Raw genomic sequence first — 24837 nt, forward strand, 5'->3', positions numbered from 1 at the left:
GTCGCCGGCCCGGTCAGTGCCGGGAGGGGGCGACGCAGCGGAAGGCGGCGGCGAGGGACGGGTCGCCGTGGCCCTTGTAGCGGGACACCTCGGGGTAGGCGCACAGGTCGCGCTCGACCGCCTCGCCGCTTGCGTTGATCAGCGTGGCGGGCAGGGTCTCGGGCGCCTTGCCGTGCTCGACCCAGGAGGTCAGCGCGGCGAGGCCGTCGGTGGAGCCGTCCTGCCCGTTGAGGCCGCAGTGGGCCGTGTTCGGCGCGAGGAAGAGCCGGTAGAAGTCGTCGACCTTCTTGGCGCTGCCGAGCTTCCGCTCGACCTGCTGGTGGTACTGGACGGTGCCCTGGGCCGGGATGAACTGGTCGGCCTGGCCGTGCCAGGTGATCAGCTTGCCGCCGGACCTGCGGAAGTCCGACAGGTCCGGGTCGTCGGTGCCGATGACCTTGTCGTACTCGGCCTGGGACTGCTGGAACAGCTTCGTGAACTCGCTGTAGGTGATCTTCGTGAGGTCGAAGGACGGGTCCTTCTTCAGGAAGAGCTGGGTCCAGAGGGCGGGAACCTGGAACGGCTGGCCCTTGACGGTGCCGTCGGTGTCGGGCGCGGAGTGCGCCAGGCCCGACAGGTCGGCCCCGATCGGGACGCCGGACCACAGCTTCTTGCCCGAGGTGGTGCGGGGACCGTCCCAGATCTTGCGGACCACGGCCGCGTCGGCCGCCGTGACGGTCAGCTCCTTGCCGCCGCAGAGGACCTTGGTGCCGATCAGCCGGCGCGGGTCGAAGTCGCAGCGGGACGCGTCGTTGACCAGGCCGTCCTTGACACCGTCGAGCGTGTCGCAGGCCTTGACCGCGGCATCGGTGAAGGCCTTGAACTCGCAGTCGGTCGGGTAGGTCTTCTCGTTGTTCAGGACCACCTGCGGCCACAGGGTGGCGACCTCGAACTCGTCCCAGTTGATACCGGGCGCGTCCGCGAGGATGCCGTCGTAGTCGTCGGGGTAGGCCTGGGCCTCCATGTAGCCCTGGCGTCCGCCCGTGGAGCAGCCGACGAAGTAGGAATACGCGGCGCGCTTGCTGTAGACACCGCCCACGACCGACTTGCCGACGGCCGCGGCCTCGTGCTGGGAGCGGGAGGCGAAGTTCTTCAGCGCCGAACTGTTGATCTGGCCCTTGCCGTTGAGGACCCAGCCGGTGTCCAGGACGTCACCGACTCCGGCGTCCGTGGTGGTCACCGCGTAGCCGTTCTTGACCGCGGTGCCCAGGCCGACGCCGTTGTCCCCGGCGCCGTAGGCGCTGCCGCCGAGCGCCTGGAAACGTCCGTTCCACTTCGCCAGGGGCAGCCAGGTCTGCACCTTGGCGTGGTCGCCCTCGCCGGGGTGGGTGAGCGTGACCGTCACGTCGCAGAAGGCCGGGACGCCCGAGACGTCGCCGCCGAGGAGCCCGGTGCCGTGGATGGTGCCGCCGGCCCGGCGGACCGCGGTCACGAACTCGACCTCGGTGCCGGCCGGCGCCTTCACGGACGGCGCCGCGCAGGCGGCGGCGGTGGCGGTGGCGGTGTTCCCGGCCTCGTCCGCCGAGGCGGTCGGCAGATACACCGCCGCCGCGACCAGCGGCACGCCTGCCGCGAGTGCCGTCAGAGCCTTCTTCATTGGTTTCCCATCCAAGAGGTAGGTGTGCGCCTGCCTGTGGCAGCACATGTACACATCACACGACGTGCGGAGAACTGATGCAGACCATATCACCGGTTAGAACGGTGATGACAGGTCGAAGATGAAATCGAGGAGACCGGGCGGACCCGACGGCGTCTCCGGGTATCACTCTGCCGGTGCGTCCACAGCGGAACCACAGTCAATTGACGGTCTGTGCAGGTGAATTGACGCCTAGGTCATCCGACGGACGTCGGTGTCGTCCAGGTGACGGGCCGGGCTGGTGCGGATCCATCCCGGTGACCAGTCACCGCGTGGCACACATGAGATCGAGGAAGTGTGTCCCCTCCCTACGTGCGCAGACACATCTGCGCTTACCGTGAAGAGCGAACATGCCGGGCGAAGCGTCCGGCGTCGACACTTATCCGCACGGGACCCTTGACGTGGGTACCATGCGCAGCGTCATCCATATGAGGGAGTGAACGGTTGTGACCAGCCAGTCAGCCGACACGCTCCGATCGCGGTACGTCGAACAAGCCGCGTCGGAGCTGGAGGAGAACCGCCGCCTGCAGCAGGAGCTGCGGGAGAGGATCTCGATGCTGAAGCAGGAGGAGGCCCTCCTGGGAGACATCATCAGCCTCGCCGAGCGGTACGAGGGCTTCACCGACGCGTCCCGGCTGCCCGAGCAGGCGGAGGACGAGCGCGTCGGCACGGAGCCGAAGCGGGCCGCGGCCGGGGCGGCTTCGCGGCGGTCGGCGCCGGTGAAGCCCTCCCCCGCGGGCACCCCGGCGAAGGCCGGCGCGGAGGGGAAGCCGCGTCAGGTCCTGCTCGGTGACCTGCTCACGAAGCTGCTCGGCACGTACGACGAGCCGCGCCTGGCGAAGGAGTTGCGGGACGAGCTCTTGAAGAAGCACCCCGACCGCAATCCCACGCCCCAGGTGGTGCGGAACACCCTTGAGTCGCTCGTCGCCAAGGGGCGTATCCAGCGGCACAAGCAGCAGCGCTCCGTCATGTACACCCTGGTGAAGCAGGGTTGAGCGGGCGGCTCCGCCCGACACCTGCGCCGGGCGGTGCGGAGCGGGCCCGGCATGTCCCTGTCCGCCGCACGTGCCACCGGGCCGACGCCGTCACGCGTCCCGCCTCGCCTCCAGCAGCCGCAGCCACACCTCGCTGATGGTGGGGAAGGCGGGAACGGCGTGCCACAGGCGGTCGACGGGCACCTCGCCGGTGATCGCGACGGTGGCCGAGTACAGCAGCTCGGCGACACCCGGCCCGACGAAGGTGGCGCCGACGACGACCTGCCGTTCACGGTCGATCAGGATCCGGGCCCTGCCCCTGTAGTCGGGGCGGTACTGGAGGGCGCCCGCCAGGTGGCCGATCTCGTGGTCGATCACCTCAACGTCGCGGCCGGTGCGTTGGGCCTCCTCGACGGTCAGCCCCACGCCGGCGACCTCGGGATCGGTGAACACGACGCCCGGTACTGCCTCGATGTCGGCCGTGGCGCTGTGCGGGGTCCAGCGGCCGGTGTCCAGCGGCTCTCCCCCGGCGCGGGCCGCGATCACGGCTCCGGCGATGCGGGCCTGGTACTTGCCCTGGTGCGTGAAGAGCGCCCGGCGGTTGACGTCGCCCACGGCGTACAGCCAGTTCCCGGGCACCTCGGTGACGGTGAGGCTGCCGTCGGTGCTGATCCAGTCTCCCGGCGCCAGTCCGACGGTGTCGAGCCCGATGTCCTGGGAGCGCGGGGCGCGGCCGGTGGCGAAGAGGATCTCGTCGGCCGTGACGTGCCCGCCGTCCGACAGCGTGACGCGGACCTCGTCGCCCACCCGCGCCACACCGCTGACGGAGCTGCCGAAGTGGACGTCCGCGCCGGCCTCCCGCAGGCGCTCGGTGACCAGTTCGCCCGCGAAGGGCTCCATCCTCGGCAGCAGCCGGTCCTCCCGCGCGAGCAGCGTGACCCGGCTGCCCAGGGCCTGCCAGGCAGTGGCCATCTCGACGCCGACCACACCGGCACCGACGATCACCAGACGTCCCGGCGCCCGCCGGGCACTGGTCGCCTCCCGGCTGGTCCAGGGCCGCACGTCCTCGATGCCGGGCAGCGGGGGCAGGGCCGCGCGGCTGCCGGTGCACACGGCGACGGCGTGCCGGGCGCGCAGGCGCACCGTTCCGCCCTCGGGTATCTCGACGGTCACCTCGCGTTCCCCGGCCAGGCGTCCGTGCCCGCGCAGCAGCTCGATGCCGGCCGCATCGAGCCAGGCGACCTGCCCCTCGTCGTTCCAGTCGGCGGACATGCGGTCGCGGTGCGCCAGGACGGCCCGGACGTCCAACGACCCTTTCACGGCGGGGTCGAGGCCCGGGACGTGCACGGCGTCGGCGCGGAGCAGCGCGGGTCGCAGCAGGGCCTTGCTGGGTTCGCAGGCCCAGTACGAGCATTCGCCGCCGACGAGTTCGCTCTCCACGATCAGGGTGCTCAGCCCCGCGGCCGTGGTCCGGTCCGCGACGTTCTCACCGACCGGGCCTGCGCCGATGACGATGACGTCGTATGTGCGGGTGTTCTCGGTCGCCATGTGTCCTCCGGTGGACGGGGCCGGTCGGATCCCGTCTCTGTCGGTCTGTGTGTTCTGGGGGTCGGTGTGTTCTGAGGGTCGGCCGGCGGATGCCGTGTTCTCAGCGGCCGGGGGCCCGCTCGGTGACCTCCTGGAGGAACCACTCGTTGCCGTCGGGGTCCTTGAAGGCGGCGAACGTGCCGTAGCTGGCCCGCTCGGGGTGCGGGCCGGGCACGCGGTGGGCGTCACCGGCGTGGTGGAAGGCGCCGGTCGCGTCGCGGAACGGGCCCGAGACCTCCACACCGCGGGAGACCAGCTCCTTCCGGGCCGCGAGGATGTCCGTGACGGTCAGCTGCAGGCCGTGGAGCGTGCCCGCCTCCTGCCGGGTGAGGCCCTCCCCGAAGATGATCGAGCACTCGGAGCCGGGCGGGGTGACCTGCACGATCCGGTAGCCGTCGTGGATCGGGAAGTCGGCGTCGAGGCGCCAGCCGAGGTGCTCCACGTAGAAGCCCTTGGCGCGGTCCACGTCGGAGACGGGCAGGATGACGACTTCGAGCTTCATGTCCATGGCTGTGGTCTCGCTTTCGATGGTTCCGTCATGGGATCGAGTCTTGGGTGTGGGTGTTGTGCGCGGCATCAGTCACCTGACGGTGTGCTCAAGCGGCGTCGGCGTTGATGGTGACGGGGATGTTGCCGCGCAGGGCCTTGGAGTACGGGCAGATCTCGTGGGCGGCCAGGGCGAGTTCCTGCGCCGTGGTCCGGTCGACGCCGCCGAGGACGGGGTTGAGGACCGCGGAGAGGGAGAACTCGCCGTCGTCGCCGTGGGTGAGCGTGATCTCGGCGGTGATGGTGGTGCTGGTCAGCCGGATCCTGCGGGAGGTGGCGGCGCGGCGGAGGGCGCCGAGAAAGCAGGCGGCCCAGCCGGCGGCGAGGAGCTGCTCGGGGTTGGTCGCGCCGCCGGCGCCGCCGAGCTCCTCGGGAAGGGCCAGGCCGGTCTCCAACAGGCCGTCGGAGGAGCGGACATGACCGCCGTTCCGGCCTTCTCCGTCGACGTCGACAACGGCGGTGTAACTGACTGCCATGACTGATGCTCCCCATCTGGGTCGAAAGATCGGTGTCCACCTCACCGGACACTTCTGCGCGTCACTGGTTGAGGTGGTGATGCAAGGATGACAATGTTTGCGTCACCCGTCAAGACGGTTACTACGGTGCCCGCTTGCTCAGTAGTGGATCGGGCCCTTCACCCCGCCGCTGGCGATGACGGGGTCACCGTTGAGGGCCACGCTGAGCGGGCTCGCCAGGAAGGCGACGACAGCCGCCACCTCATCGGGTTCCACGACTCGCCCGATGGAGACGGACGCGGCGAACTGCTGCTCCAGCTCCGCCCGGCTGCGGCCCATGGCCTCGGCGCGGCGGCCGAGAATGTCGGTGAAGGTCGACGTCCGGGTGGCTCCCGGGTGGACGGCGACGACATTGACGCCGCCCGGGCCGAGTTCGTCCGCGAGATTCTTCGTCAGGGCGGACACGGCGACGTTGCGGATCGAGCCGACCACCGACCCGCTCTGACGGGCCGCCAGTCCCCCGATGTTGATGATCCTGCCCCAGCCCCGCTCGGTCATCTCCGGGGCGAACGCGCGGATGCACCTGAGATAGCCGCGCACCTTCACGTTGATCTCGGATTCCAGATCGTCCTCGGAGATGGATCCGGGGTTGGTGGCGGCGGCGTTGTTCACCAGGATGTCCACACCGCCGAGCCGGTCCCGCACGGTCCGCGCCATCTCCGTCACCGACGCGTCGTTCCCGGTGTCGGCCGCGACGCCGATGACGTCGGCGCCGGTCTCCGAACGAAGGACCGCCGCCTGCTCCTCGACGTACGAGGCGGATCGGGCGATCAGCGCGACGGTCGCGCCTTCCTGTGCGAGAGCGCGCCCGACGGCGAACCCGATACCGCGGCTGCCTCCGGTGATGACGGCTCGTCGACCCTTGAGTTGAAGATCCATGGCTCCTTCAAAGTTTGTCGGTCACAGATGTGTGCGTATTCACGATGGATCAGCCCGAAAGCAGGTGGGTGCGGTGACGGCGAGCATCAGGACTCTCAGGGCCTCGTGAGTGTTCCTGGGCTGAACATACCTACCTCAACATGTGACCGAAGAGCGAGCCATGCACACACGTGTGCAGTCGGCCCGCGCACTCGAAACAGTCCAATGACGTACGCACCACCACCTCACCCGTGGACGGCACCCGGAGACCGTCAGCCAATCGACGCAGGACCGATGCCGGTCCCGCGGCCAGTGTGGGAGAAGCCTCATCAGCGACAAGAAGGGCATTCTCATGGCTACGACTTGGTTGATCACCGGCGCCTCCCGGGGGTTCGGGCGCGCCTTGGCGGAGGCGGTCCTCGCGGCCGGTGACCAGCTCGTGGCGACGGCGCGGCGCCCGGAGCAGCTGGCGGATCTGGTCGACCGTCACGGCGACCGGGTGCGGGCGGTCGCGCTGGACGTCACCGACCAGGCCGCCGCACACGACGCGGTACGAGCGGGCGTCGAAGCCTTCGGCCGCCTGGACGTGGTGGTGAACAACGCCGGTTACGCCAACAGCGGCCCCATCGAGGAGATGGCGGACGCGGACTTCCGGGCCCAGTTCGAGGCGAACTTCTTCGGGGTCGTCAATGTCACCCGGGCCGCTCTTCCCGTACTGCGCGGGCAGCGCTCGGGGACGTTCGTGCAGTTCTCCTCGCTCGGCGGACGAGTCGGCGGTACACCGGGCATGGGCGCCTACCAGAGCGCCAAGTTCGCCGTGGAGGGCTTCTCCGAGGTGCTGGCGAGCGAGGTCGCCCCGTTCGGGGTGAAGGTCGTCATCGTGGAGCCCGGGGCCTTCCGGACCGACTGGCAGGGCTCGTCGATGGAACTGCACACCGTGGGTGCCGACTACGAGGAGACCGTCGGCGCCATGAACACGTACCGGGCGGAGAACAACGGCACGCAGCCCGGCGACCCGGTCCGCGCGGCGGAGGTTCTCATCGGCGCCGTGCGCGACGACGACCCGCCGCGCCGTCTGCTGCTCGGCGCCCAGGCCGTGGCCATGGCGCTGGAGGCGGGCGAGGCGCGGGCCGCGGAGACGCGGAAGTGGGCCGCGGCCGGCGCCGCCGCGGACTTCCCGGCCGGCGCGTAGCCAGCCCGGCCGCGTCACGTTTCCCTGCGACACACCTCTCGCTACGACGCACCTTTCCCTACGGCACACCTCTCCCCCACGACACATCGCTCACCGTTCAGAAGGAGATCACTCCATGTCTCGTAAGACCTGGCTCATCACCGGCGCTTCCAGCGGTCTCGGCAAGGCCCTGGCCGAACACGTCCTGGCCCAGGGCGACCAGGTGGTCGCGACGGCCGGCTCGACGCGGGCCACCACCGAACTGGCCGCCCGTTACCCGCAGACCGCGCTCGCCGTGAAGCTCGACGTCACCGACGCCGGGGACCGGACGGCGGGTGTGCGCGCCGCCGAGGAGCGGTTCGGCGGCATCGACATCCTCGTCAACAACGCGGCCATCGACTTCGTCGGCGCCCTGGAGGAGCAGGAAGAGAGCGACTACCGCAGGCTGTTCGAGGTCAACTTCTTCGGCGCGGTCGCCCTCACCCGCGCGGTGCTGCCCGGCATGCGGGCGCGGCGCAGCGGCACCGTCGTCAACGTCTCGTCCATGGACGGGCTGGCGAGCCTGCCCGCGAACGGCTACTACTCCGCCAGCAAGTTCGCGCTGGAGGGCTTCACCGAGGCCCTGTGGCAGGAGATCGAGCCGGTCGGCCTGCACGCGATGATCATCCAGCCCGGTTCCTTCCGCACCGGTATCGAGAACCGGACGAAGGTCTCCGGCGACGCCATCGAGGACTACGCGGCCACGGCGGGCGCGTTCCGCGCGATGATGGGCGGTCTCACGCCGGAGATGTTCCCGGGCGACCCGGAGCGGGCCGCCGAGGCGATCCTTCAGGCCGTGACTTCGCCGAAGCCCGCCCACTGGGTCGTCCTGGGCAGCGACGCCCAGCGGCGCATCGGGGTCAAGCTCGACCAGTTGCGGGCCGAGTTCGAGGCCGGCCGGGAGCGGGCGTTCAGCACCGACTTCCCGGGGGCCGCCGAGAACGCGGTGCTCTGACCGGTACGCCGGTACGAAGGACATGCGGCCTCCGGGCCGGCGGCCGACGGGACTCCTTCCCGCCGGTCCCGGCTCCCGGAGGCCGCCTCCCGTTTCCCACATCCCGTCTCGCGCACCGGGTCAGACGGTGATGGTCTTGTACTCGGTGTACGTGCCGAGGCCGACGGCACCGTACTCGCGGCCGATGCCGCTGGCCTTGAAGCCGCCGAACGGGCCGTCGAAGCCGACGGACGCGCCGTTGACCGTGACGGTGCCGGTGCGCACCCGGCGGGCGACCGCAAGGGCGTGTTCCTCGTCGGCGGACCAGACGCCACCCGACAGGCCGTACTCGGAGTCGTTGGCGATCCGGACCGCGTCGTCCTCGTCCTCGTACGCGATGACGACGAGGACCGGGCCGAAGATCTCCTCCTGCGCGATCCGCATGGAGTTGTCGACGTCGGCGAAGACGGTGGGCGTCACGTAGTTGCCCTTCTCCAGGCCCTCGGGGATCTGCGGGCCGCCGACGACCAGGCGGGCGCCCTCCTCGATGCCGAGCTGGATGTAGTCGCGCACCCGCTCCTGCTGGTCGGGGCGGATCATCGGGCCGATGAAGGTGTCGGGGTCGTTCGGGTCGCCGACCTTCAGCGAGCCGACCAGCTCCTTCAGCGCCGTCACGACCTCCTCGTACGTCTCGCGCGGGGCCAGGATGCGGGTCTGGGCGATGCAGGACTCGCCGTTGTTGAGCAGGGAGCCGAACTTCAGGCCCGCGACGGCCTTCTCGATGTCGGCGTCGGGGAGGATGATCGCGGCGGACTTGCCGCCCAGTTCCAGGCTGACCCGCTTGAGCTGCTCGCCCGCGATCGAGGCGATGCGGCGGCCCGCGCGCGTCGAGCCGGTGAAGGCGATCTTGTCGACGTCCGGGTGCGCCACCAGGTGCTCGCTCGTCTCCCGGTCGGCGGGCAGGACGCTGATGACGCCCTCGGACAGACCCACCCGCTCAAGCAGCTCGGCCAGGAAACCCATGCTCAGCGAGTTCTCCGGGGACACCTTGAGGACCACGGAGTTGCCCGCGAGCAGCGCCGGGATGATCTTCGAAGTGGCCGAGGAGAACGGCGAGTTCCACGGGATCACCGCGGCCACGACACCGACCGCTTCACGGCGCACCACGCTGCGCACCGGGGACGACGGGTCCGAGGGGGCGAGGGTCTCCTCCCAGCCGAACTCCTCGGCCGCCTTCAGGTAGGCGTTCGCCTGCCGGGTCAGGCCAGGCTGTCCGGCCCGGGTGAACCAGCCCGCCGAGCCGTTCTCCAGGGAGATGAGATGGGCGACTTTCTCGGCGTTCTCCTCGCGCAGGTCGTTGAACCGGCGCAGCACCGCGATCCGCTCCGCCGGCGGGGTCAGCCGCCACTCCCCCTTGTCGAACGAGGCACGGGCCGCGGCCACGGCACGGTCGATGTCCGCGGGCCGCGCCTGGGCCACGCGGCCGATCGGCGACTGGTCGTGCGGCGAGGCGATGTCGAGCAGCTGGGCGTCGCTCGGCTCGACCCAGGAGCCACCGATGAAAAGCCGGTCGTAGGTGATCATGCGCGTTCTCTCTTCCAGTGCTGGTCGGCCCGTCGGGGCACCCTCTCTAACTGTCACTTTAATGTAGCACTTGATTTAGTTAGATGCACATAAAGATGTCCATACGTCAATGATCCTCCCCACCGTCGTTACTCTTGAGGGATGAGAGCCGACGCAGCACGGAATCTGGAAGCAGTCCTGACCACCGGGGCACGCATGCTCGCCGCCGACCCCGGCGCGAGCATCGCCGCCATCGCCACCGAAGCAGGCGTCGACCGGCGCACCGTCTACCGGCGCTTCGCCTCCCGCGACGAACTCCTCGCCGCCATCTACGCATCACGCCTCGACGCCATCGAACACGCCATCGAAGACGCACGACTGCGCGAAGCACCCGTCGCCGTCGCCCTGCACCGCTACGTCGAGAACATCATCACCGTCAACCGCACCTGGCCCGTCGACCTCACCCGCATGCTCACCGACGACACCGTCCGCCGGCGCCGGGACACCTGCATCGCCGAGGTCGACACGTTTCTGCGCCGGGCCGCCGCGGAGGGCCTGCTGCGCCGGGACCAGCCGGAGGGCTGGGCGGGAACACTGCTGCCCCAGCTGGTGGCCCTCGCCTCGAACCAGCAGGCACACCTGAGCCCGGGGAAGGCGGCCGACCTGGCGGTCGACACCTTTCTGCACGGCATCGGCGCGCCGTCCGACAGCGGAAGCGGCGCTCCGTACGGCTCAGTCGGATGACTGCCCGGTGTCGCGGTCCGTGTCCCACCGTCATCTGACTGATGTATCCGCTTTCGTGAAGGGCCAGAGTGTGTGCCGTCGGCCGCGTTCCTGACGGGCTGCGGCTTCACACCTGCCCCCTGTCTCCCGGGCACGGAACACACCGCTCACCACTCACCGTAGACACACGAGAGGGTTTGACATGATCAACAGGCGTACCTTCAGCAAGGCCGTCGGCCTGGGCACCGGCGCGGCGGCGGTCTCGCTGGCCGGCCTGCAAGGCGGCGCGTCCGCCGCGACCGTTTCGCGCGGGCCGGGCGGCGGCACCGCTTCCGCCGCCCCCGTCGTGCCCGCCATCACCCCCGGGACCCACACCGAGTTCGAGACGTTCAAGCACGTCAAGGCGGGCGTCCTGGACATCGGTTACGCCGAACTCGGACCGGCCCACGGCCCGGTGGTCCTGCTGCTGCACGGCTGGCCGTACGACATCCACAGCTTCGTCGACGTCGCGCCGCTCCTCGCCGACCAGGGGTACCGCGTCCTCGTTCCCTACCTGCGCGGCCACGGCACCACCCGCTTCCTGTCCCGTCGCACGCCGCGCACGGCCGAGCAGTCCGCCATCGCGCTCGACATCATCGCGTTCATGGACGCCCTGAAGATCCAGAAGGCGACCCTCGCCGGCTTCGACTGGGGCTCGCGCACGGCGGACATCATCGCCGCGCTGTGGCCCGAGCGCGTCACGTCCCTCGTCTCCACCAGCGGTTACCTGATCACCGACGTCAAGGCGCAGATGGACCCCCTTCCGCCGGCCGCCGAGCACAACTGGTGGTACCAGTGGTACTTCGCCGCCGACCGCGGCAAGCTGACCATGGAGGACGAGACGAAGCGCATCGCGCTGTGCCGATACGTGTGGACGCTGGTCTCCCCGAACTGGAACTTCTCGGACGCCGTCTTCGACCGCACCGCCGAGGCGTTCAAGAACCCCGACTACGCCGCCATCGTGCTCTTCAACTACCGCTGGCGCATCGGCCTCATCGAGGGTGAACACCGCTACGACCGCTACGAGAAGCAGCTCGCGGCGCAGCCCGACATCCACGTGCCGACGGTCACCCTCGACGCGGCTCTCGACCCCTTCACCGCGGCGCCCGGCGACGGTTCCGGCTACCGCAAGCACTTCACCGGCCCGTACCTGCACCGCCTGATCACGGACATCGGGCACAACCTGCCGCAGGAGGCGCCCACCGCCTTCGCCCAGGCCGTGGTCGACGCCGACCACCTCTGAGATCCCCGTATCCGCCGCCGGCCCGGTGCCGCGCACCGTGTCGGCCCGTCCAGGAGGAGCCCTGGATGACCGAAGTCCAGTGGAACCGTCTGACCGCCGCCGACCTGCGCGCCCTCGCGGCGCGGGACGCGGTGGTGGTGATACCCATCGGGGCCACGGAGCAGCACGGGCCCCATCTGCCCACCGGCGTCGACGACTTCCTCGCCACGGAGGTGTGCCACCGGGCGGCGGTGCTGGCCGCCGAGCACACCGGCGTGGTGGTCACCCCCTCGATCCCCACGGGTCTGTCGGAGCACCACATGGCCTTCGGCGGCACCCTGACGCTCAGCCTGCCGACACTGCACGCGCTGCTGCGGGACATCTGCCGGTCCGTGATCCGGGTGGGTTTCTCCCGCGTCCTGATCGTCAACGGGCACGGCGGGAACATGACCGCGCTCAACGCCCTCACTACCGAGCTGACCGCGGAGTTGTCGACGCCGATCGCGTTCGCCAGCTACTTCGGCGCCGGACGGGACGTGGTGCGGGACACCCTGGAGACCCAGGACGGCCTCATGCACGCGTGCGAGGGCGAGACGTCCATGATGATGGCGGCCCACCCCGGCCTGATCCGCGCCGAGCACCTGGCGCGGGCGCACGGACCACGGATCACACTGCCCGCGGAGTCCACCGACCCGTTGTACATGGCCGTGTCCTTCGACCGGATCACGGAGACCGGCGTCGCGGGCGACGCCCGGACGGCGAGCGCGGAGAAGGGCGAGCGGATGCTCGCCGGCTGCGCGGCCGCGCTCGCGGACATCGTCGTGCGGGACCCCTGGGCGACGTAGCGCCCGAGATCGCCGCCCACCGCGGGGCACAGGCGCGATCATTCACGTCACCGTCTTGACGAGTGACGCACCGCATGACACGTTAATAACCAGTTGGAGCGGTGACGAGCTGGCCGAGGTCGGCCCACCCGCCCTTTCCTGTACCGAAATGTCTGAGAGGAATCTGTCATGGTGAGCATCAAGGGCGGCCGCAAGCGGCTGACCACGGGCGCCGTCGCGGTGGCCACGGCAGGGCTCGCGCTCGGCGCGTTCGCCCTCAGCGGCACCGCCGGCGCGACCGAGGCCACCCGGGCCGCCGACACCGGCCGGCACGCCAGGCCGACCGTCGTCCTGGAGCACGGCGCCTTCGCCGACGGCTCCAGCTGGAACGGTGTCATCGCCGACCTGCGCGCCGACGGCTACCCGGTCGTCGCCGCCGCCAACCCGCTGCGCGGCCCGGCCTCCGACGCCGCCGCCCTGCGCACGGTCCTCGACCACGTCAAGGGCCCGAAGATCCTCGTCGGCCACTCCTACGGCGGCAACGTGATCAGCGAGGCGGCCACGAACGACCCCGAGGTCAAGGCCCTGGTCTATGTCGCGGCCTTCCTGCCCGCCGCCGGCGAGAGCGCCCTGGAGCTCACCAACAAGTACCCCGGCTCCACGCTCCCCGACGCCCTCGACCCGGTCACCTATCAGCAGGCCGACGGCTCCACCGCCACCGACCTCTACATCCAGCAGGACAAGTTCCGCCACCAGTTCGCCGCCGACGTGCCGGCGAAGCAGGCCGCCCTGATGGCCGCCGCGCAGCGGCCGATCGCCCAGGCCGCCCTGGAGGAGAAGGCCACCACCGCGGCCTGGAGGACCACGCCCAGCTGGGACATCGTCACCACCGAGGACCTCAACATCCCGGCCGCCGTCCAGCGCTTCATGGCCGGGCGCGCCCACGCGCACACCACCGAGGTCGCCGCCTCCCACTCGGTCGCCGTCTCCCACCCCCGTCTGGTGGCCGACGTGATCGAGCGGGCCGCCCACGCCACCGTCCGCTGACCCCCTCGAAGGGCGGCGGGATGTGGTCCCGCCGCCCTCGGGCCGCGCCGAGGACATCGCCCCGCACACCTCCCGGGTGTGCGGATCACGGGAGAACGAACGCCATGAACGCACACTCCGACGCCCGTACGCTCGGCGCGTTCCTCAAGGCCCGCCGGGCCGGCCTCGAACCCGGTGCGTGCGGCCTGCCGGAGACGGACTCCGCCCGCCGGGTCGCCGGGCTGCGCCGCGAGGAGGTCGCCCGGCTCGCCGCGATCAGCGTGGACTACTACACCCGGCTCGAACAGGGGCGCGTCCGCGCCTCCGCGGCCGTCCTCGACACCCTGTCCCGCGCCCTGCGCCTCGACGAGGACCAGCAGAGCTACCTCTACGAGGTGGCCGGGCGGACGGACGACCGGCCGCGCCGGACGCGCCGCCCCGCGCAGCGGGTACGGCCCGCCATGCGCCGGCTCCTCGCCCAGCTCACCGAGACGCCCGCGCTCGTCCTCGGCAGGCGGCTGGACGTCCTGGCGTGGAACCGCGCCGCCGTCGCGCTCTACACCGACTTCGCCGCGATCCCGGCCGCCCGCCGCAACTACCTGCGCCTGATGTTCACCGATCCCGTGGTCCGTGACCTGCACCGGGAGTGGGAACACGACGCGCGCGACGCGGTCGCCGCGCTGCGCATGGAGGCCGGGACCGACCCCGACGACCCCGAACTCGCGCGTCTCGTCGGCGATCTGACCCTGCGCGACGCCGACTTCAGCACCTGGTGGGCCGAGCACCGGGTCAACAGCGCGACGTACGGCACCAAGCACTACCGCCACCCCCTGGTCGGCGATCTCACCCTGGACTGCGACACCTGGTCCGGCTCCGACGACTCGGGCCAGCGTCTGATGGTGCTGACGGCCGAAACCGGCAGCCCGTCCCACGACGCCCTGCGCATCCTCTCCGCCTGGACCGCGGACCGGGCGGACGCGGCACCGGCGGAGACCCGGACCTCATGACGCACCGGCCGGATGAACCCACACACCCTTCCCGCTCGTCTTCCCAGGAAGCGCGAGAAGAGGTGGGTGACAGATGCCGGCGTACGACATCCGGGGCAGCGGGCCCGGTCTGGTTCTGCTTCCGGGGATCGGGGGCACGGCGGCCGACGTCTGGGACACGGCGGCCGACGGCCTCGCGGCCGAGAACACCGTCGTCCTGATGGACCTCCCCGGATCGGGGAGCAGCCCGCTGCCCGGCGGCCCGCTGGACGTGGACGCGGTGGCCGACCACGTGGCGGCCGCGGCCCAGGAGGCCGGACTGCGGGACTTCGTGATCGCGGGGACCTCGCTCGGCGCGGCCGTCGCCGTCAAGGCCGCCGCACGCCACCCCGGGCCGGTCCGCGGTCTGTGCACCCTTTCCGGCTTCGCCCGGCCGCACACCTCGCTGCGGTTCAACCTGGAGATGTGGGCGTCGCTGCACGCCCGACGCGACGTCGACCTGAACCCTTTTCTGGCCTCGCTGCTGTTCTCCGAGGGCTATCTGGCCGGCCTCGCCCCGGAGACGGCCCGTCTGCTGACCGCCCGTCTGGTGACGTCGGGCCCCGGTACCGCACGCCAACTCGCCCTGGCGCAGGGCCTGGATCTGCGGGCAGTACTCCCCACGGTCGCCGTTCCCACCCTGGTGGTCGCGGCCACGGCGGACCGGTTCGTGGCCCCGGAGCACTCGGTCGAACTCGCGGACGGCATACCCGGCGCCCGACCGGCCGCGGTCGCCGGCGGACATGTGGCGGCTCTGGAGCAGCCGGAGCGGACCCTGGAGATCCTCACCGGGTTCCTCCGGACCGTCCGCCGGGGCGGCGTCGAAGGCTCCTCCCCCGGAAGCGTCGCCGGACGTCCGGGATCCCCCCGCCCGCGTCTCCTGCCGACGATCCCGGCTCCCCGCAGCCCGTACGGGCGTTGAGCACTCGCGTATCGAGCCCGCCGCCCCGCGGGCTCGTCGGCGCGAGGGCGGTCAGTAGAGGTCGTCGGCCGGGTAGAGGGTGAACAGCCGGACGGTCTCGACGTAGAGCCAGGTCAGGGTCAGGGTGAGCCCGAACGCTGCCGTCCAGGACAGATCGCGGGACGCGCCGCACGTGATGCCGTCCTCGACCTTCCCGATGTGCAGGGACAGGAAGGGCACCGCGAGGCCGACGCCCACGACGCCCAGGAAGACCGCGAGGCCCGCGGGGCGCAGGCCCAGCCCGTCGGCGCCCAGGAGGGGGAACAGGACCAGGTCGGCGAGAGCGAGGAACCCCAGTCCGAGCACTCCGGCGCCCGCGAGGGGGCGGAAGCGGCGGCCGGCCCGCATCCAGTGGACCGCGCGCGCGAAGAGCACTCCGGCGCAGCCGGCCGTCGTCCCCAGCACCATCTGTACGAAGACACCCGGTGCGAGGTGCCGGGAGACGGTCGCCGAGAGGACCGCGAGGAACACCCCCTGGACCACGGCGAACGTCAGGGTCAGGGGCGCCGACAGCGGATTCCTGCGCCGCTGGATCAACACCAGTGCCGTGGCGGCCAGTCCGGCGCCTCCCGCGATGCCGTAGGCCACGGCCGTGCCGATGGGGACATGCACCAGCACCGTCCAGGAGAGCACGGCCGCGAGGGTGCTCGCCGCGAGCCCCGCCGCGGCGCGGGAGACGACGCCGTCCATCGTCAGCAGGTCGGCGACGGGGAACGGCAGCGGCGCGGGACCGCCCTCGCGGAACGGATCCTGGACCGGCGCGGTCCCGCCCGGTGCGACGGCGATCCCCGCCCGTGGGTCCCTGGCCGCGGTCTTCGGTCCCCCGTGCCGCCTGAACTGCGGCCGGGAGAGTACGGGGTTGCTGCTGGTCAGCACAGATTGCGGTTCGACCGGTGTCACGCCAGGTCCTCTTCTCCGTGTCGAAGGTGTCGGCCGCCTTCAGCCTGACCGGCCGGACAAACGGCCCGCATCAGTCACTTGACGGTGAGCACGGACCGTGCCGGGGCGATGCTGTGACGTCACGTCAGTGCGTCATGCGGCCTGTGCCCGGACCGTTTCCTCGGCGCCGGCGGAGGGGGTCGCGGCGGTGCCGGCCCCGTCGTCGGTCCTCCGGGCGGGCCTCAGGAAGAGGGCGAGGACGATGCCGACGGCGAGGGTGGGGGCGATCCAGAGGTAGCCCATGGCCGTGGCGTGGGCGAAGGCGTCCCGTGCGGTGTCGCGCAGGGCGGCGGGCAGCAGGCCGATGGTGTCGGGGCGGGCGGCGTCGAAGCCGGTGGCGGTCGGCAGGGCGTGGGCGCGGTCGGCGAAGCCGGTGTTGAGCAGGGTTCCGAAGACGGCGACGCCGAAGGCAGCGCCGATGGAGCGGGCGAAGGTGACGACGGCGCTGGCGGCGCCCAGGTCGGTGGCGGGCACGCTGTTCTGGACGGTGGTCAGCACGACCATGGGGACCATGCCGATGCCGATTCCGGTGATCAGGAAGTAGACGCTCAGCACGGGAGTGCCGGTGGCGGCGCCGATGGTGCCCAGGAGGAGGAGCCCGGCGAGGTTGGCGGCCAGGCCCGCGAGCAGGATCGTCCGCAGCCGCTCGACGTGTGCGGCCCAGCGTCCGGCCAGGGACTGGCTGATGACCAGACCGGCGACCAGCGGCAGCATGGAGACGCCGGACAGGGTGGCCGAGACGCCGTGGACGATCTGGAGGTAGGTCGGCAGGTAGACGAGGACGGCGAACATCGCGGCGTTGGCGAAGAAGCCGATCAGCGAGGAGAAGACCACGGTCCGGGAACCGAGCATGGCCGGCGGCAGCACCGGGGCGGCGGCGCGCCGCTCGACCGGGACCAGCAGCGCGCCGAGGGCGACGGTGGCGGCGATCAGGCCGACGATGGCCGGCGAGCCCCAGCCCCAGCGCTCGCCGAAGGACGTGATCAGGACCAGGCCGGTCGCGATCGCGGCCAGGACCGTGGCGCCGAGACAGTCGATGCGGGCCTTGGCGCCCCGGGCGGCGGCGGGCAGCGCACGGGCGGCGACGGCCAGGGCGACGATGCCGACGGGCAGGTTGATCAGGAAGGCCCAGCGCCAGGACAGCTGGTCGGTGAAGACGCCGCCGAGCAGGGGGCCGACGATGCTGGCGACGCCGTAGACCGAACCGAACATGCCCTGGTAGCGGCCGCGTTCGCTCGGGGCGACGATGTCGCCGACGAGGGCGAAGGTCAGCACGATCATGCCGCCGCCGCCCATGCCCTGGAGCACGCGGGCGCCGATCAGCTCGGGCAGGTTCCGCGCCAGGCCGCAGGCGACCGAGGCGATCAGGAAGATCGAGGTCGACGCCAGGTACAGCCGCTTGCGGCCGAACATGTCGCCGAGCTTGCCCCACAGCGGCGTCACCGCGGTGGAGGCGAGCAGGTAGGCGGCGCTGACCCAGGCGATGTCGTCGAACCCGTCGAGGTCCTCCGCCATCCGGGGCAGCGCGGTGGAGACGATCGTCTGGTCCAGGGCGGCCAGGAGGACCGCGAGGATCAGCGCGCTCATGGCCGCGGCCACACCGCCCGGCGCGGGTGCTGCGGACTGCTGTGCCTTCGACATCAGGACATGCCTCTCAGGAAGTGACGCACATGGGCGGCGTGCCGACCGCACCCCCACGATGAGACCCATTGGGCTGGCACTAACTCTCTCATCTGTCACGTTAATGTAGCACTTAATGGAGATGGGTCTACTCGTGAGAGGCGCTAGACGCCTTAGGCTTCACATTCCGCCACTAGACTCGGTGCGGTGAGAGCCGACGCAGCACGCAATCTGGAAGCAGTCCTGACCACCGGGGCACGCATGCTCGCCGCCGACTCCGGCGCGAGCATCGCCGCCATCGCCACCGAAGCAGGCGTCGACCGGCGCACCGTCTACCGGCGCTTCGCCTCCCGCGACGAACTCCTCGCCGCCATCTACGCATCACGCCTCGACGCCATCGAGCACGCCATCGAAGACGCACGACTGCGCGAAGCACCCGTCGCCGTCGCCCTGCACCGCTACGTCGAGAACATCATCACCGTCAACCGCACCTGGCCCGTCGACCTCACCCGCATGCTCACCGACGACACCGTCCGCGCCCGTCGCGACGCGTCCGTGCACGAGACGGACGCCTTTCTGCGGCGCGCCACCGACGAGGGCCTGCTCCGGCCCGGCCTGCCGGAGGGCTGGGCGAGCGCACTGCTGCCCCAGCTGATGCACCTCGTCTCCCGGGAACGGCCCGAGCTGAGCCCCGCGCAGGCGGCGGACATCGTCGTCGACACACTGCTGCACGGTCTGGGCGCGGCCTGACCGGCCGCCTCCCGGCACGGCGCGCCGCGCGTGCGTGCCGTCAGCCGCGTCGTACTCCCTCGATGAAGCGGCCGGCCAGGTCGATCCGTTCGTCGAGGGTGGTGGGTGTCTGGCCGAAGTCCACGAACAGCTCGTGCACCCCCGCCTCGGCGGCGGCCCGGGCGTAGTCGATGAACTGGCCGAGAGTGCCCGCCCCCGGCATCCGGCCGGCGTCGGTCTCCGACTCGGTCAGTTCGGGGTTGACGCGCAGGGCCATGCGCAGGGCGGCGGGATCGCGCTCCGCCTCCTCCGCCTCCCTGCGGATGGTGTCCCACATGCCCATCAGGTGGGGCAGCGGCATCGCCACGGGCAGCCAGCCGCCGAGCCGGCGCCCGATCCGGCGCAGACCGGCCGGGGTGAACGCGGCGAGCAGCACGGGCGGTCCCGGCCGCTGGTGCGGCTCCAGACCCACCACGGTCTCCGGGACGGTGAACAGCGGTCCCTCGTGCGCGAAGACATCGCCGCTCCAGTACCCCTCCAGGACGTCCAGCGTCTCGTCGAGTCGTGCGCCGCGGCCCTTCCAGGGCACGGAGACCGCGGTGTACTCGTCGGGCATCCAGCCCAGGCCGAGGCCCACGACCAGCCGTCCCTCGCTGAGCACGTCGAGGGTGGTCAGCGAGCGGGCCAGCATGAGCGGCGGCAGCCACAGGCCGTTCAGGGTGCTGGTGCCCAGGCGGACCCGTGTCGTGTGGGACGCCGCGAACGTCAGGGCGACCAGCGGGTCCATGTGGTTCTCGTAGGCACGCGGCATCGTGCCGTCGCCGCTCGGGTACGGCGCGCTCGGGACGCGCGGGGCCAGGACGCGGTCGCCCGTCCACAGCGAGTCGTATCCCAGGTCCTCGGCGGTACGGGAGACGCGGAGGATGCCGTCCGGGTGGGCGTCGGGGCCGAAGGTCGGCAGGGCGAGGCCAAGTTGCACAGGTGTCTCCTTCAGAGGGCGGCCCGGTCCGGTTCCGGGTCCTTGCGTGTCACGGCCGGCCGGACCCCCGGTGACAGGGCGTCCGGGAGCGGCGCCACCGGGCACCGGCCACATGTGAAGACGTACGTGCGGTCGGCGGGGTTCACATCACACGTGTTCCGGCGCGCACACACGCCGGATCATCCACACATCAAGCACCTTTCCGGCCATACGAGGTGACGAATATTCGGGAGCCAATTAGTCTGCTGCTCGAGGTGGGGAGGACGGGGAGCACGTCACATGCGAGGCCGCCCTCCGCCGAGGGGGACACACCTGGCGGACGGCGGCACACCTCTCGCCTCGACACCTGGCGCGATCCGTGCGTACGGACGCGAGAACGCGCGGGTCAGAGCTGGTTCAGCGGTGAAGGGAGTGGGGACCTTGGAGTCGATCGTGGGGGCGATGGTCGGCCGCGAGAGCGAGCAGGAGGTGCTGTCGGCGTTCCTCGCCGACAGCGGGGGCCGGTCCCTCGTGCTGCGCGGCGACACAGGTGTGGGCAAGAGCGCACTGCTTGAACATGTGGCCGACCTCGCGGCGACCCACGAGTACCGGGTCATCCGGGCCGCCGGGGTCGAGGCGGAGTCCGAGCTGCCGTTCGCCGGACTGCACCAGTTCCTGTATCCGCTGCTGTCCCACATCGACCGGCTGGACGACGCCCATCGCAGGATCTTCGACGTCGTCTTCGGCCGGAGCGAGGGGACGCCTCCCTCGGTCATGACCCTCGGCATCGCCGTGCTCGACCTGCTCTCCCTCGCGGCGTCCCCGACACCGCTGCTGCTCGTGCTCGACGACGGCCAGTGGATGGACGCCTCCAGCACCGAGGTGTGCGGCTTCGTGGGGCGCCGGCTCACCGGCAGCTCGGTGAAGCTCGTCGTCGTGCTCCGCGCCGATCTGCCCTCGGGCTTCGACACCGCCGCGCTGCCGGAACTGCCCGTGACCACGCTGTCGGAGCAGGCCTCGGAGCAACTCCTCGACCTGCGGCATCCCGGTCTGGACCCTCGGATCCGCCGACTCGTGCTGGACGAGGCCCAGGGCAACGCGCTGGCCCTGATCGAACTGCCGCCGTACGTCCGGCGGGCGGACCGCACCCCCGAGGAAGTGCTCGGGTACACCGGCATCCCGCTGCCCGTGCGTCTACAACAGGTGTACGGCGTCCGGATCGAGGCCCTCGGCGACGACGTGCGCACGGAACTGCTGCGCGGCGCGCTGGACGGTGCCGGCGCGACGGCAGGCAGCCCGCGCGGCACGCGTTACCGCATGACCGGCGCCGAAGAGGCCGCGGACTGCGGCCTGTTGGACGTCGATCCGCTCACCGGCGACTTCGTCTTCCGGCATCCCCTGGTGCGGTCGACCGTCGTGCAGATGGCGACCCCCAACGAACGGCGCGCGGCGCACGCCATGCTGGCGCAGGTGCACCGGGACGCGCTGGAGCGCCGTGCCACCCACCTCGCGGCCTCGACGGTCGACCCCGACGAGGAGGTCGCGGCCGTACTGGAGGCGGCCGCGGACTCCGCGACGGTGCAGGGCGGCGCGCGGGCCGCCGTGGCCTGGCTGACCCGGGCCGCGGAGCTGAGCGAGAGCCCTGCGGAACGGTCCAGGCGGCTGGGCAGCGCGGCGTACGTCGCCGGACACTCCGGTCAGCTGGACCAGGCCCGGCAGCTGATCCGCTCGGGCACCGGGCCCGGCACCGGCGATTCGCCGAGCTCGGTGGTCACCTCGGGCTATGTCGCGCTCTTCGAGGACGGGGACGTCCGGTCCTCGCACCGGCAGGTCCGCGCGGCGATCGAGAGCATGCGGGACGCGGGGGTGCGCGGACCGGACGTCGTCCTCACCCGTCTCGTCGATCTGTTGCTGGCCATCAGCCAGTACGCGAGTGACGAGGCCGCCTGGCAGCGCACCCACGAACTCCTGGACGGGCTCGGCGACCTGGTGCCCGCGCGCTCGCGGATCTACCAGGACGCCTGGGGCGATGTGGTGCTGCGCGGCGCCGGGGTGCCCGAGCGGGTGGAGCGCGCCTTCGCCGGGCTCACCGACCGGAAACCGTGGGAGCTCAGCCGGCTGGGGTCCGCCGCGTACCACGTGGACACCCTCGGCCAGTACCGGCCGCAGTTGCAGCGCGCCGTGGACCGCGAGGTCGAGACGGGCGCCCTGACCAATGGCATGACGATGCTGCACCTGATCATGCTCGACCAGATCGCGGCCGGTGAGTGGGCCGAGGCCGAGCGCACCGGAGAGCGCTGCCTGGAACTGACGACCGCCCGTCGGCACGACCTGTTCACCTATCACGCCCACGCCTATCTGGGGCTGCTGGCGGCGCTGCGGGGCGAGGTGGAACACGCCCGTGAGCTCCAGGCCGTGGTCGACACCTGGGCCCGGCCCCGCGGCGTCGGCTTCCTGACGCAGATCACCGACGCCATCGGCACCACCGCCGCGCTCACCGAAGGCGACTACGAGGCCGCCTACCTCCACGCCATCGGCATCACACCTCCCGGCACCTTCCACCCCTACGCCCACCAGGCCCCCCGCACCCTCCTCGACCTCGTCGAAGCCGCCCTCCACACCGGCCGCACCGAACAAGCCCGCACCCACGCCCTCGCCGCCCAGCAGGCCGGCCTCCCGGGCATCTCCCCGCGCCTCGCCCTCCTCACCTACGGCGCCCTCGCCATGACCACCACCGACCCCACCGAAGCCGAAACCCTCTACCACCGGGCCGAGAACCTCCCCCAGGGCGCCAACCACCCCTTCGAACTCGCCCGCATCCACCTCCACCACGGCATCCACCTCCGCCACACCCAGGGCCGCAAGGCCGCCCGGCTCCCGCTCACCGCCGCCGCGGAGACCTTCGAACGACTCGGCACCCCCACCTGGACCGAACGCGCACGCGCCGAACTGCGGGCCACCGGTGCGTCCGCCCCCGCGTCCTCCGCTCATCTCGCGGCACTGACCTGGCAGGAGCGCCGGATCGCGGATCTCGCCGCGAGCGGTCTGACCAACAAGGAGATCGGACAGCGGATGCACCTCTCGCCCCGCACGGTCAGCTCACACCTGTACCGGGTCTTCCCCAAGCTCGGCATCACCTCGCGCGCCGCACTGCGCGACGCGCTGGCCAAGGTCCCCGGTGACCAGGACGTGTGACCGCGCCGCGGTCAGCGCTCCTCCGGGTGTGCGCGGATGCCCTGGTCGTCGAGCCAGCCGAGCACGTGGTCGGCGACGAACCGCCATCCGTTGTCCACGACGAGGGAGTGCGCGCGGTCCGCGAACTGCTTGAGGTCCGTCACCGCCGTGGAGTCGCCGTAGGCCTTGTACGCGGCCCGCGTGACGGAGTCCGGGACGATCAGGTCCTCCTGCCCGGAGATCAACAGCAGCGGGCCCCTGCCGATGTTGCCGGTGTCGGCCACGGCGTACGGGCCGCGTACGGTGCCCGCGCGGTCCAGGTCGGCGAGGAGCCTTCGGGGGGCGGGCACCACGTACCGGTCGAAGAGCCGCGCGGCCTCCTCCGCGTCGAGGGTGTTGGCGAAGACCTTCCGGAACCGCTCCGGGGAGAGCGACACCAGGGGTTCGACGCCGTCCCGGTCCGGGGCCCACAGGGCGGGCCGGGCACCGGGCAGGGGGATGCCGTCGACGGGGGCGGGCGCGATGGCCACCGCGGCCCGGCCGATGTTCACGCCGATGAGGTGCTGGGCGATGAGCCCGCCGACCGCGTGCCCGACGATGACCGGCGCCTTGTCGAAGGAGCGCGCGATGTCCGCGTAGTGGTCCGTCAGCGCCTCCAGGCCGAGGTCACCGACCGGCGCGGGCGACCGGCGCGTCTCCTCGGGGGTGGCCGCCTCTCCCGGCCACCCGGGTGCGAGGGCGCGGAAGCCCCGGCCGGCGAAGCGCTCGGCCCATGACTCCCACGCGAGCGCGTGCAGCCACTCACCATGGATGAAGACGACGGGCGTACGGTTCACGGTTGGCTCCTCCGGGCATGACGACCTTCATTCGGCACCGGCGCGCGGGCGACCGTTTCAGGATCGTTCAGGCGCGGGCCGGGGGCGACAGTCGAATGACTTAATGTCGGCGGCCCACAGGCCCGGACGGGGCGTGACGTCTCGGTGAGCCGGGCGTCAGGCCAGGTACGCAAAGGCGTACAGAGGTTCACCAATCGGGCATCGGGCGGCGCGGCCGCGGTCGAAGTCGGTGAATCTCGACGGTCAAGTTACTTATGGACGACGATCCCGCGGCGACGAGAGTGGGTCGGGTCAGTTCCCGCCCCAGAGAAGGGTCCTCTCGTCATGAGCGGCAACCATCCCGGTGTACAGGCTCCCAGGACGGCGCCCTGCGACAGCAGCCCCCATCTGGTCCTGGACATCGAGCGTGTGCTGGACGTCTCGGCCCGGCAGGCCGTCAGGGCGGAGTTCCGGTTCGACCCGGGGTCTCCCCTGGTCGTCCATGTGGAGTTGCTCATCGAGGACGGCCCCTGCGTCCTGTGGCGGATCGGCCGCGATCTGCTCCACCAGGGGCTGTACTCGGTGAGCGGTCTCGGTGACGTCAGGATCTGGTCGACCCGCCCCGAGGGAGACCCGGCCACCGCCCGGCTGCAGTTGGCCTCCGGGGACATGGCGGCCCTGTTCGAGCTGCCCGTGCCGCCGCTGGCGGAGTGGCTGGAGCACACCTACGAACTCGTCCCCGCCGGCCAGGAACTCTCCGCGGTCGACTGGGACGTCGCGACGGCCGACCTGCTCCAGGACCCCACGGCGCAGTCGGACTGATCGACTCCCCCTGCCGTGCGGCGGACGGCACGATCACGGCCCGTCCCGCGAGCGGTCGATCCACGGCTGTTAGGTTGACGGCAGACCGGCAGCTGCGG

General features: G+C 71.3%; 22 protein-coding genes. 12 read left to right on the top strand and 10 right to left on the bottom strand.

Going from position 1 to position 24837, the window contains the following annotated elements:
• Positions 1-13 precede the first annotated feature (13 nt).
• Positions 14-1636: a tannase/feruloyl esterase family alpha/beta hydrolase gene (locus K377_RS36805; RefSeq protein WP_111667999.1), complete on the bottom strand. Its 1623-nt coding sequence runs from the start codon at positions 1634-1636 to the stop codon at positions 14-16.
• 485 nt (positions 1637-2121) lie between these two features.
• On the opposite strand from K377_RS36805, the gene K377_RS36810 reads away from it, so the two are divergent.
• On the top strand, positions 2122-2670 hold the full coding sequence (locus K377_RS36810) for a hypothetical protein (protein WP_111668000.1): 549 nt from the start codon (positions 2122-2124) through the stop codon (positions 2668-2670).
• 90 nt (positions 2671-2760) lie between these two features.
• Here K377_RS36810 and K377_RS36815 read toward each other — a convergent pair whose 3' ends face one another.
• The 4 genes from K377_RS36815 to K377_RS36830 all read right to left on the bottom strand — a co-directional run bounded on the left by K377_RS36815 (position 2761) and on the right by K377_RS36830 (position 6176).
• Entirely contained in the window at positions 2761-4197 is a 1437-nt protein-coding gene (locus K377_RS36815; protein WP_111668001.1) for an NAD(P)/FAD-dependent oxidoreductase, read from the bottom strand.
• A 100-nt stretch (positions 4198-4297) separates the two neighbouring features.
• On the bottom strand, positions 4298-4744 hold the full coding sequence (locus K377_RS36820; RefSeq protein ID WP_111668002.1) for a VOC family protein: 447 nt from the start codon (positions 4742-4744) through the stop codon (positions 4298-4300).
• Between the two features lie 88 nt (positions 4745-4832).
• A complete protein-coding gene (locus K377_RS36825; protein WP_111668003.1) occupies positions 4833-5258 on the bottom strand; it encodes an Ohr family peroxiredoxin in 426 nt (141 codons plus the stop codon).
• 138 nt (positions 5259-5396) lie between these two features.
• A complete protein-coding gene (locus K377_RS36830) occupies positions 5397-6176 on the bottom strand; it encodes an SDR family NAD(P)-dependent oxidoreductase (RefSeq protein ID WP_111668004.1) in 780 nt (259 codons plus the stop codon).
• 331 nt (positions 6177-6507) lie between these two features.
• Between K377_RS36830 and K377_RS36835 the strand changes: the two genes are divergently transcribed.
• Both K377_RS36835 and K377_RS36840 read left to right on the top strand, forming a co-directional pair.
• Positions 6508-7347, top strand: a complete 840-nt coding sequence (locus tag K377_RS36835) for an oxidoreductase (RefSeq protein WP_111668005.1) — start codon at positions 6508-6510, stop codon at positions 7345-7347.
• A gap of 115 nt (positions 7348-7462) precedes the next feature.
• Complete coding sequence (locus K377_RS36840; RefSeq protein ID WP_111668006.1) at positions 7463-8320, top strand: oxidoreductase; 858 nt, start codon at positions 7463-7465, stop codon at positions 8318-8320.
• Positions 8321-8440: 120 nt separating this feature from the next.
• Here the strand turns inward: K377_RS36840 and K377_RS36845 are convergent, their stop codons facing one another.
• On the bottom strand, positions 8441-9883 hold the full coding sequence (locus K377_RS36845) for an aldehyde dehydrogenase (protein ID WP_111668007.1): 1443 nt from the start codon (positions 9881-9883) through the stop codon (positions 8441-8443).
• Positions 9884-10078: 195 nt separating this feature from the next.
• Between K377_RS36845 and K377_RS36850 the strand changes: the two genes are divergently transcribed.
• The 6 genes from K377_RS36850 (at position 10079) to K377_RS36875 (ending at position 15643) form a co-directional block, all read left to right on the top strand.
• Positions 10079-10606, top strand: coding sequence for a TetR/AcrR family transcriptional regulator (locus tag K377_RS36850; RefSeq protein ID WP_111668008.1), 528 nt, complete (start codon positions 10079-10081; stop codon positions 10604-10606).
• Between the two features lie 181 nt (positions 10607-10787).
• On the top strand, positions 10788-11867 hold the full coding sequence (locus K377_RS36855) for an alpha/beta fold hydrolase (protein WP_111668009.1): 1080 nt from the start codon (positions 10788-10790) through the stop codon (positions 11865-11867).
• 65 nt (positions 11868-11932) lie between these two features.
• On the top strand, positions 11933-12691 hold the full coding sequence (locus K377_RS36860; protein ID WP_111668010.1) for a creatininase family protein: 759 nt from the start codon (positions 11933-11935) through the stop codon (positions 12689-12691).
• Between the two features lie 168 nt (positions 12692-12859).
• Positions 12860-13717, top strand: coding sequence for an alpha/beta fold hydrolase (locus K377_RS36865; RefSeq protein WP_111668011.1), 858 nt, complete (start codon positions 12860-12862; stop codon positions 13715-13717).
• A gap of 104 nt (positions 13718-13821) precedes the next feature.
• Positions 13822-14703, top strand: a complete 882-nt coding sequence (locus K377_RS36870) for a helix-turn-helix domain-containing protein (protein ID WP_111668012.1) — start codon at positions 13822-13824, stop codon at positions 14701-14703.
• A gap of 73 nt (positions 14704-14776) precedes the next feature.
• Positions 14777-15643, top strand: coding sequence for an alpha/beta fold hydrolase (locus K377_RS36875; RefSeq protein ID WP_111668013.1), 867 nt, complete (start codon positions 14777-14779; stop codon positions 15641-15643).
• A gap of 51 nt (positions 15644-15694) precedes the next feature.
• Here the strand turns inward: K377_RS36875 and K377_RS36880 are convergent, their stop codons facing one another.
• Positions 15695-16582 carry a Bax inhibitor-1/YccA family protein gene (locus K377_RS36880; protein ID WP_111668014.1) on the bottom strand — a complete coding sequence of 296 codons (888 nt, stop codon included), beginning with the start codon at positions 16580-16582 and terminating at the stop codon, positions 15695-15697.
• A 132-nt stretch (positions 16583-16714) separates the two neighbouring features.
• Positions 16715-18262, bottom strand: coding sequence for an MDR family MFS transporter (locus tag K377_RS36885; protein WP_111668015.1), 1548 nt, complete (start codon positions 18260-18262; stop codon positions 16715-16717).
• Positions 18263-18502: 240 nt separating this feature from the next.
• Here K377_RS36885 and K377_RS36890 point away from each other — a divergent pair, with 240 nt between their 5' ends.
• Positions 18503-18991 (top strand): TetR/AcrR family transcriptional regulator, encoded by a 489-nt coding sequence (locus tag K377_RS36890; RefSeq protein ID WP_111668016.1) that lies wholly within the window; start codon positions 18503-18505, stop codon positions 18989-18991.
• Between the two features lie 40 nt (positions 18992-19031).
• Here K377_RS36890 and K377_RS36895 read toward each other — a convergent pair whose 3' ends face one another.
• A complete protein-coding gene (locus tag K377_RS36895) occupies positions 19032-19949 on the bottom strand; it encodes a TIGR03619 family F420-dependent LLM class oxidoreductase (protein WP_111668017.1) in 918 nt (305 codons plus the stop codon).
• Positions 19950-20390: 441 nt separating this feature from the next.
• On the opposite strand from K377_RS36895, the gene K377_RS36900 reads away from it, so the two are divergent.
• Positions 20391-23123 carry an AAA family ATPase gene (locus tag K377_RS36900; protein WP_375605992.1) on the top strand — a complete coding sequence of 911 codons (2733 nt, stop codon included), beginning with the start codon at positions 20391-20393 and terminating at the stop codon, positions 23121-23123.
• An 11-nt stretch (positions 23124-23134) separates the two neighbouring features.
• Here the strand turns inward: K377_RS36900 and K377_RS36905 are convergent, their stop codons facing one another.
• Complete coding sequence (locus tag K377_RS36905) at positions 23135-23938, bottom strand: alpha/beta hydrolase (protein WP_111668019.1); 804 nt, start codon at positions 23936-23938, stop codon at positions 23135-23137.
• A gap of 324 nt (positions 23939-24262) precedes the next feature.
• Here K377_RS36905 and K377_RS36910 point away from each other — a divergent pair, with 324 nt between their 5' ends.
• The gene (locus K377_RS36910) at positions 24263-24739 is read left to right on the top strand and encodes an SsgA family sporulation/cell division regulator (RefSeq protein WP_111668020.1); all 477 of its coding nucleotides are present in this window, start codon (positions 24263-24265) and stop codon (positions 24737-24739) included.
• The last annotated feature ends 98 nt before the right edge of the window (positions 24740-24837 follow it).

This window comes from Streptomyces sp. PsTaAH-137 (assembly GCF_003259365.1).
Lineage (GTDB): Bacteria > Actinomycetota > Actinomycetes > Streptomycetales > Streptomycetaceae > Streptomyces.

What these genes read in the sequence shown, in the direction of transcription:
- K377_RS36840 (WP_111668006.1), top strand. Translation starts at nt 7,463, where the DNA reads ATGTCTCGTAAGACCTGGCTCATCACCGGCGCTTCCAGCGGTCTCGGC.
- K377_RS36805 (WP_111667999.1), bottom strand. Translation starts at nt 1,636, where the DNA reads ATGAAGAAGGCTCTGACGGCACTCGCGGCAGGCGTGCCGCTGGTCGCG.
- K377_RS36860 (WP_111668010.1), top strand. Translation starts at nt 11,933, where the DNA reads ATGACCGAAGTCCAGTGGAACCGTCTGACCGCCGCCGACCTGCGCGCC.
- K377_RS36855 (WP_111668009.1), top strand. Translation starts at nt 10,788, where the DNA reads ATGATCAACAGGCGTACCTTCAGCAAGGCCGTCGGCCTGGGCACCGGC.
- K377_RS36875 (WP_111668013.1), top strand. Translation starts at nt 14,777, where the DNA reads ATGCCGGCGTACGACATCCGGGGCAGCGGGCCCGGTCTGGTTCTGCTT.
- K377_RS36820 (WP_111668002.1), bottom strand. Translation starts at nt 4,744, where the DNA reads ATGGACATGAAGCTCGAAGTCGTCATCCTGCCCGTCTCCGACGTGGAC.
- K377_RS36835 (WP_111668005.1), top strand. Translation starts at nt 6,508, where the DNA reads ATGGCTACGACTTGGTTGATCACCGGCGCCTCCCGGGGGTTCGGGCGC.
- K377_RS36865 (WP_111668011.1), top strand. Translation starts at nt 12,860, where the DNA reads ATGGTGAGCATCAAGGGCGGCCGCAAGCGGCTGACCACGGGCGCCGTC.
- K377_RS36815 (WP_111668001.1), bottom strand. Translation starts at nt 4,197, where the DNA reads ATGGCGACCGAGAACACCCGCACATACGACGTCATCGTCATCGGCGCA.
- K377_RS36870 (WP_111668012.1), top strand. Translation starts at nt 13,822, where the DNA reads ATGAACGCACACTCCGACGCCCGTACGCTCGGCGCGTTCCTCAAGGCC.
- K377_RS36830 (WP_111668004.1), bottom strand. Translation starts at nt 6,176, where the DNA reads ATGGATCTTCAACTCAAGGGTCGACGAGCCGTCATCACCGGAGGCAGC.
- K377_RS36900 (WP_375605992.1), top strand. Translation starts at nt 20,391, where the DNA reads ATGGTCGGCCGCGAGAGCGAGCAGGAGGTGCTGTCGGCGTTCCTCGCC.
- K377_RS36825 (WP_111668003.1), bottom strand. Translation starts at nt 5,258, where the DNA reads ATGGCAGTCAGTTACACCGCCGTTGTCGACGTCGACGGAGAAGGCCGG.
- K377_RS36850 (WP_111668008.1), top strand. Translation starts at nt 10,079, where the DNA reads ATGCTCGCCGCCGACCCCGGCGCGAGCATCGCCGCCATCGCCACCGAA.
- K377_RS36845 (WP_111668007.1), bottom strand. Translation starts at nt 9,883, where the DNA reads ATGATCACCTACGACCGGCTTTTCATCGGTGGCTCCTGGGTCGAGCCG.
- K377_RS36885 (WP_111668015.1), bottom strand. Translation starts at nt 18,262, where the DNA reads ATGTCGAAGGCACAGCAGTCCGCAGCACCCGCGCCGGGCGGTGTGGCC.
- K377_RS36910 (WP_111668020.1), top strand. Translation starts at nt 24,263, where the DNA reads ATGAGCGGCAACCATCCCGGTGTACAGGCTCCCAGGACGGCGCCCTGC.
- K377_RS36890 (WP_111668016.1), top strand. Translation starts at nt 18,503, where the DNA reads ATGCTCGCCGCCGACTCCGGCGCGAGCATCGCCGCCATCGCCACCGAA.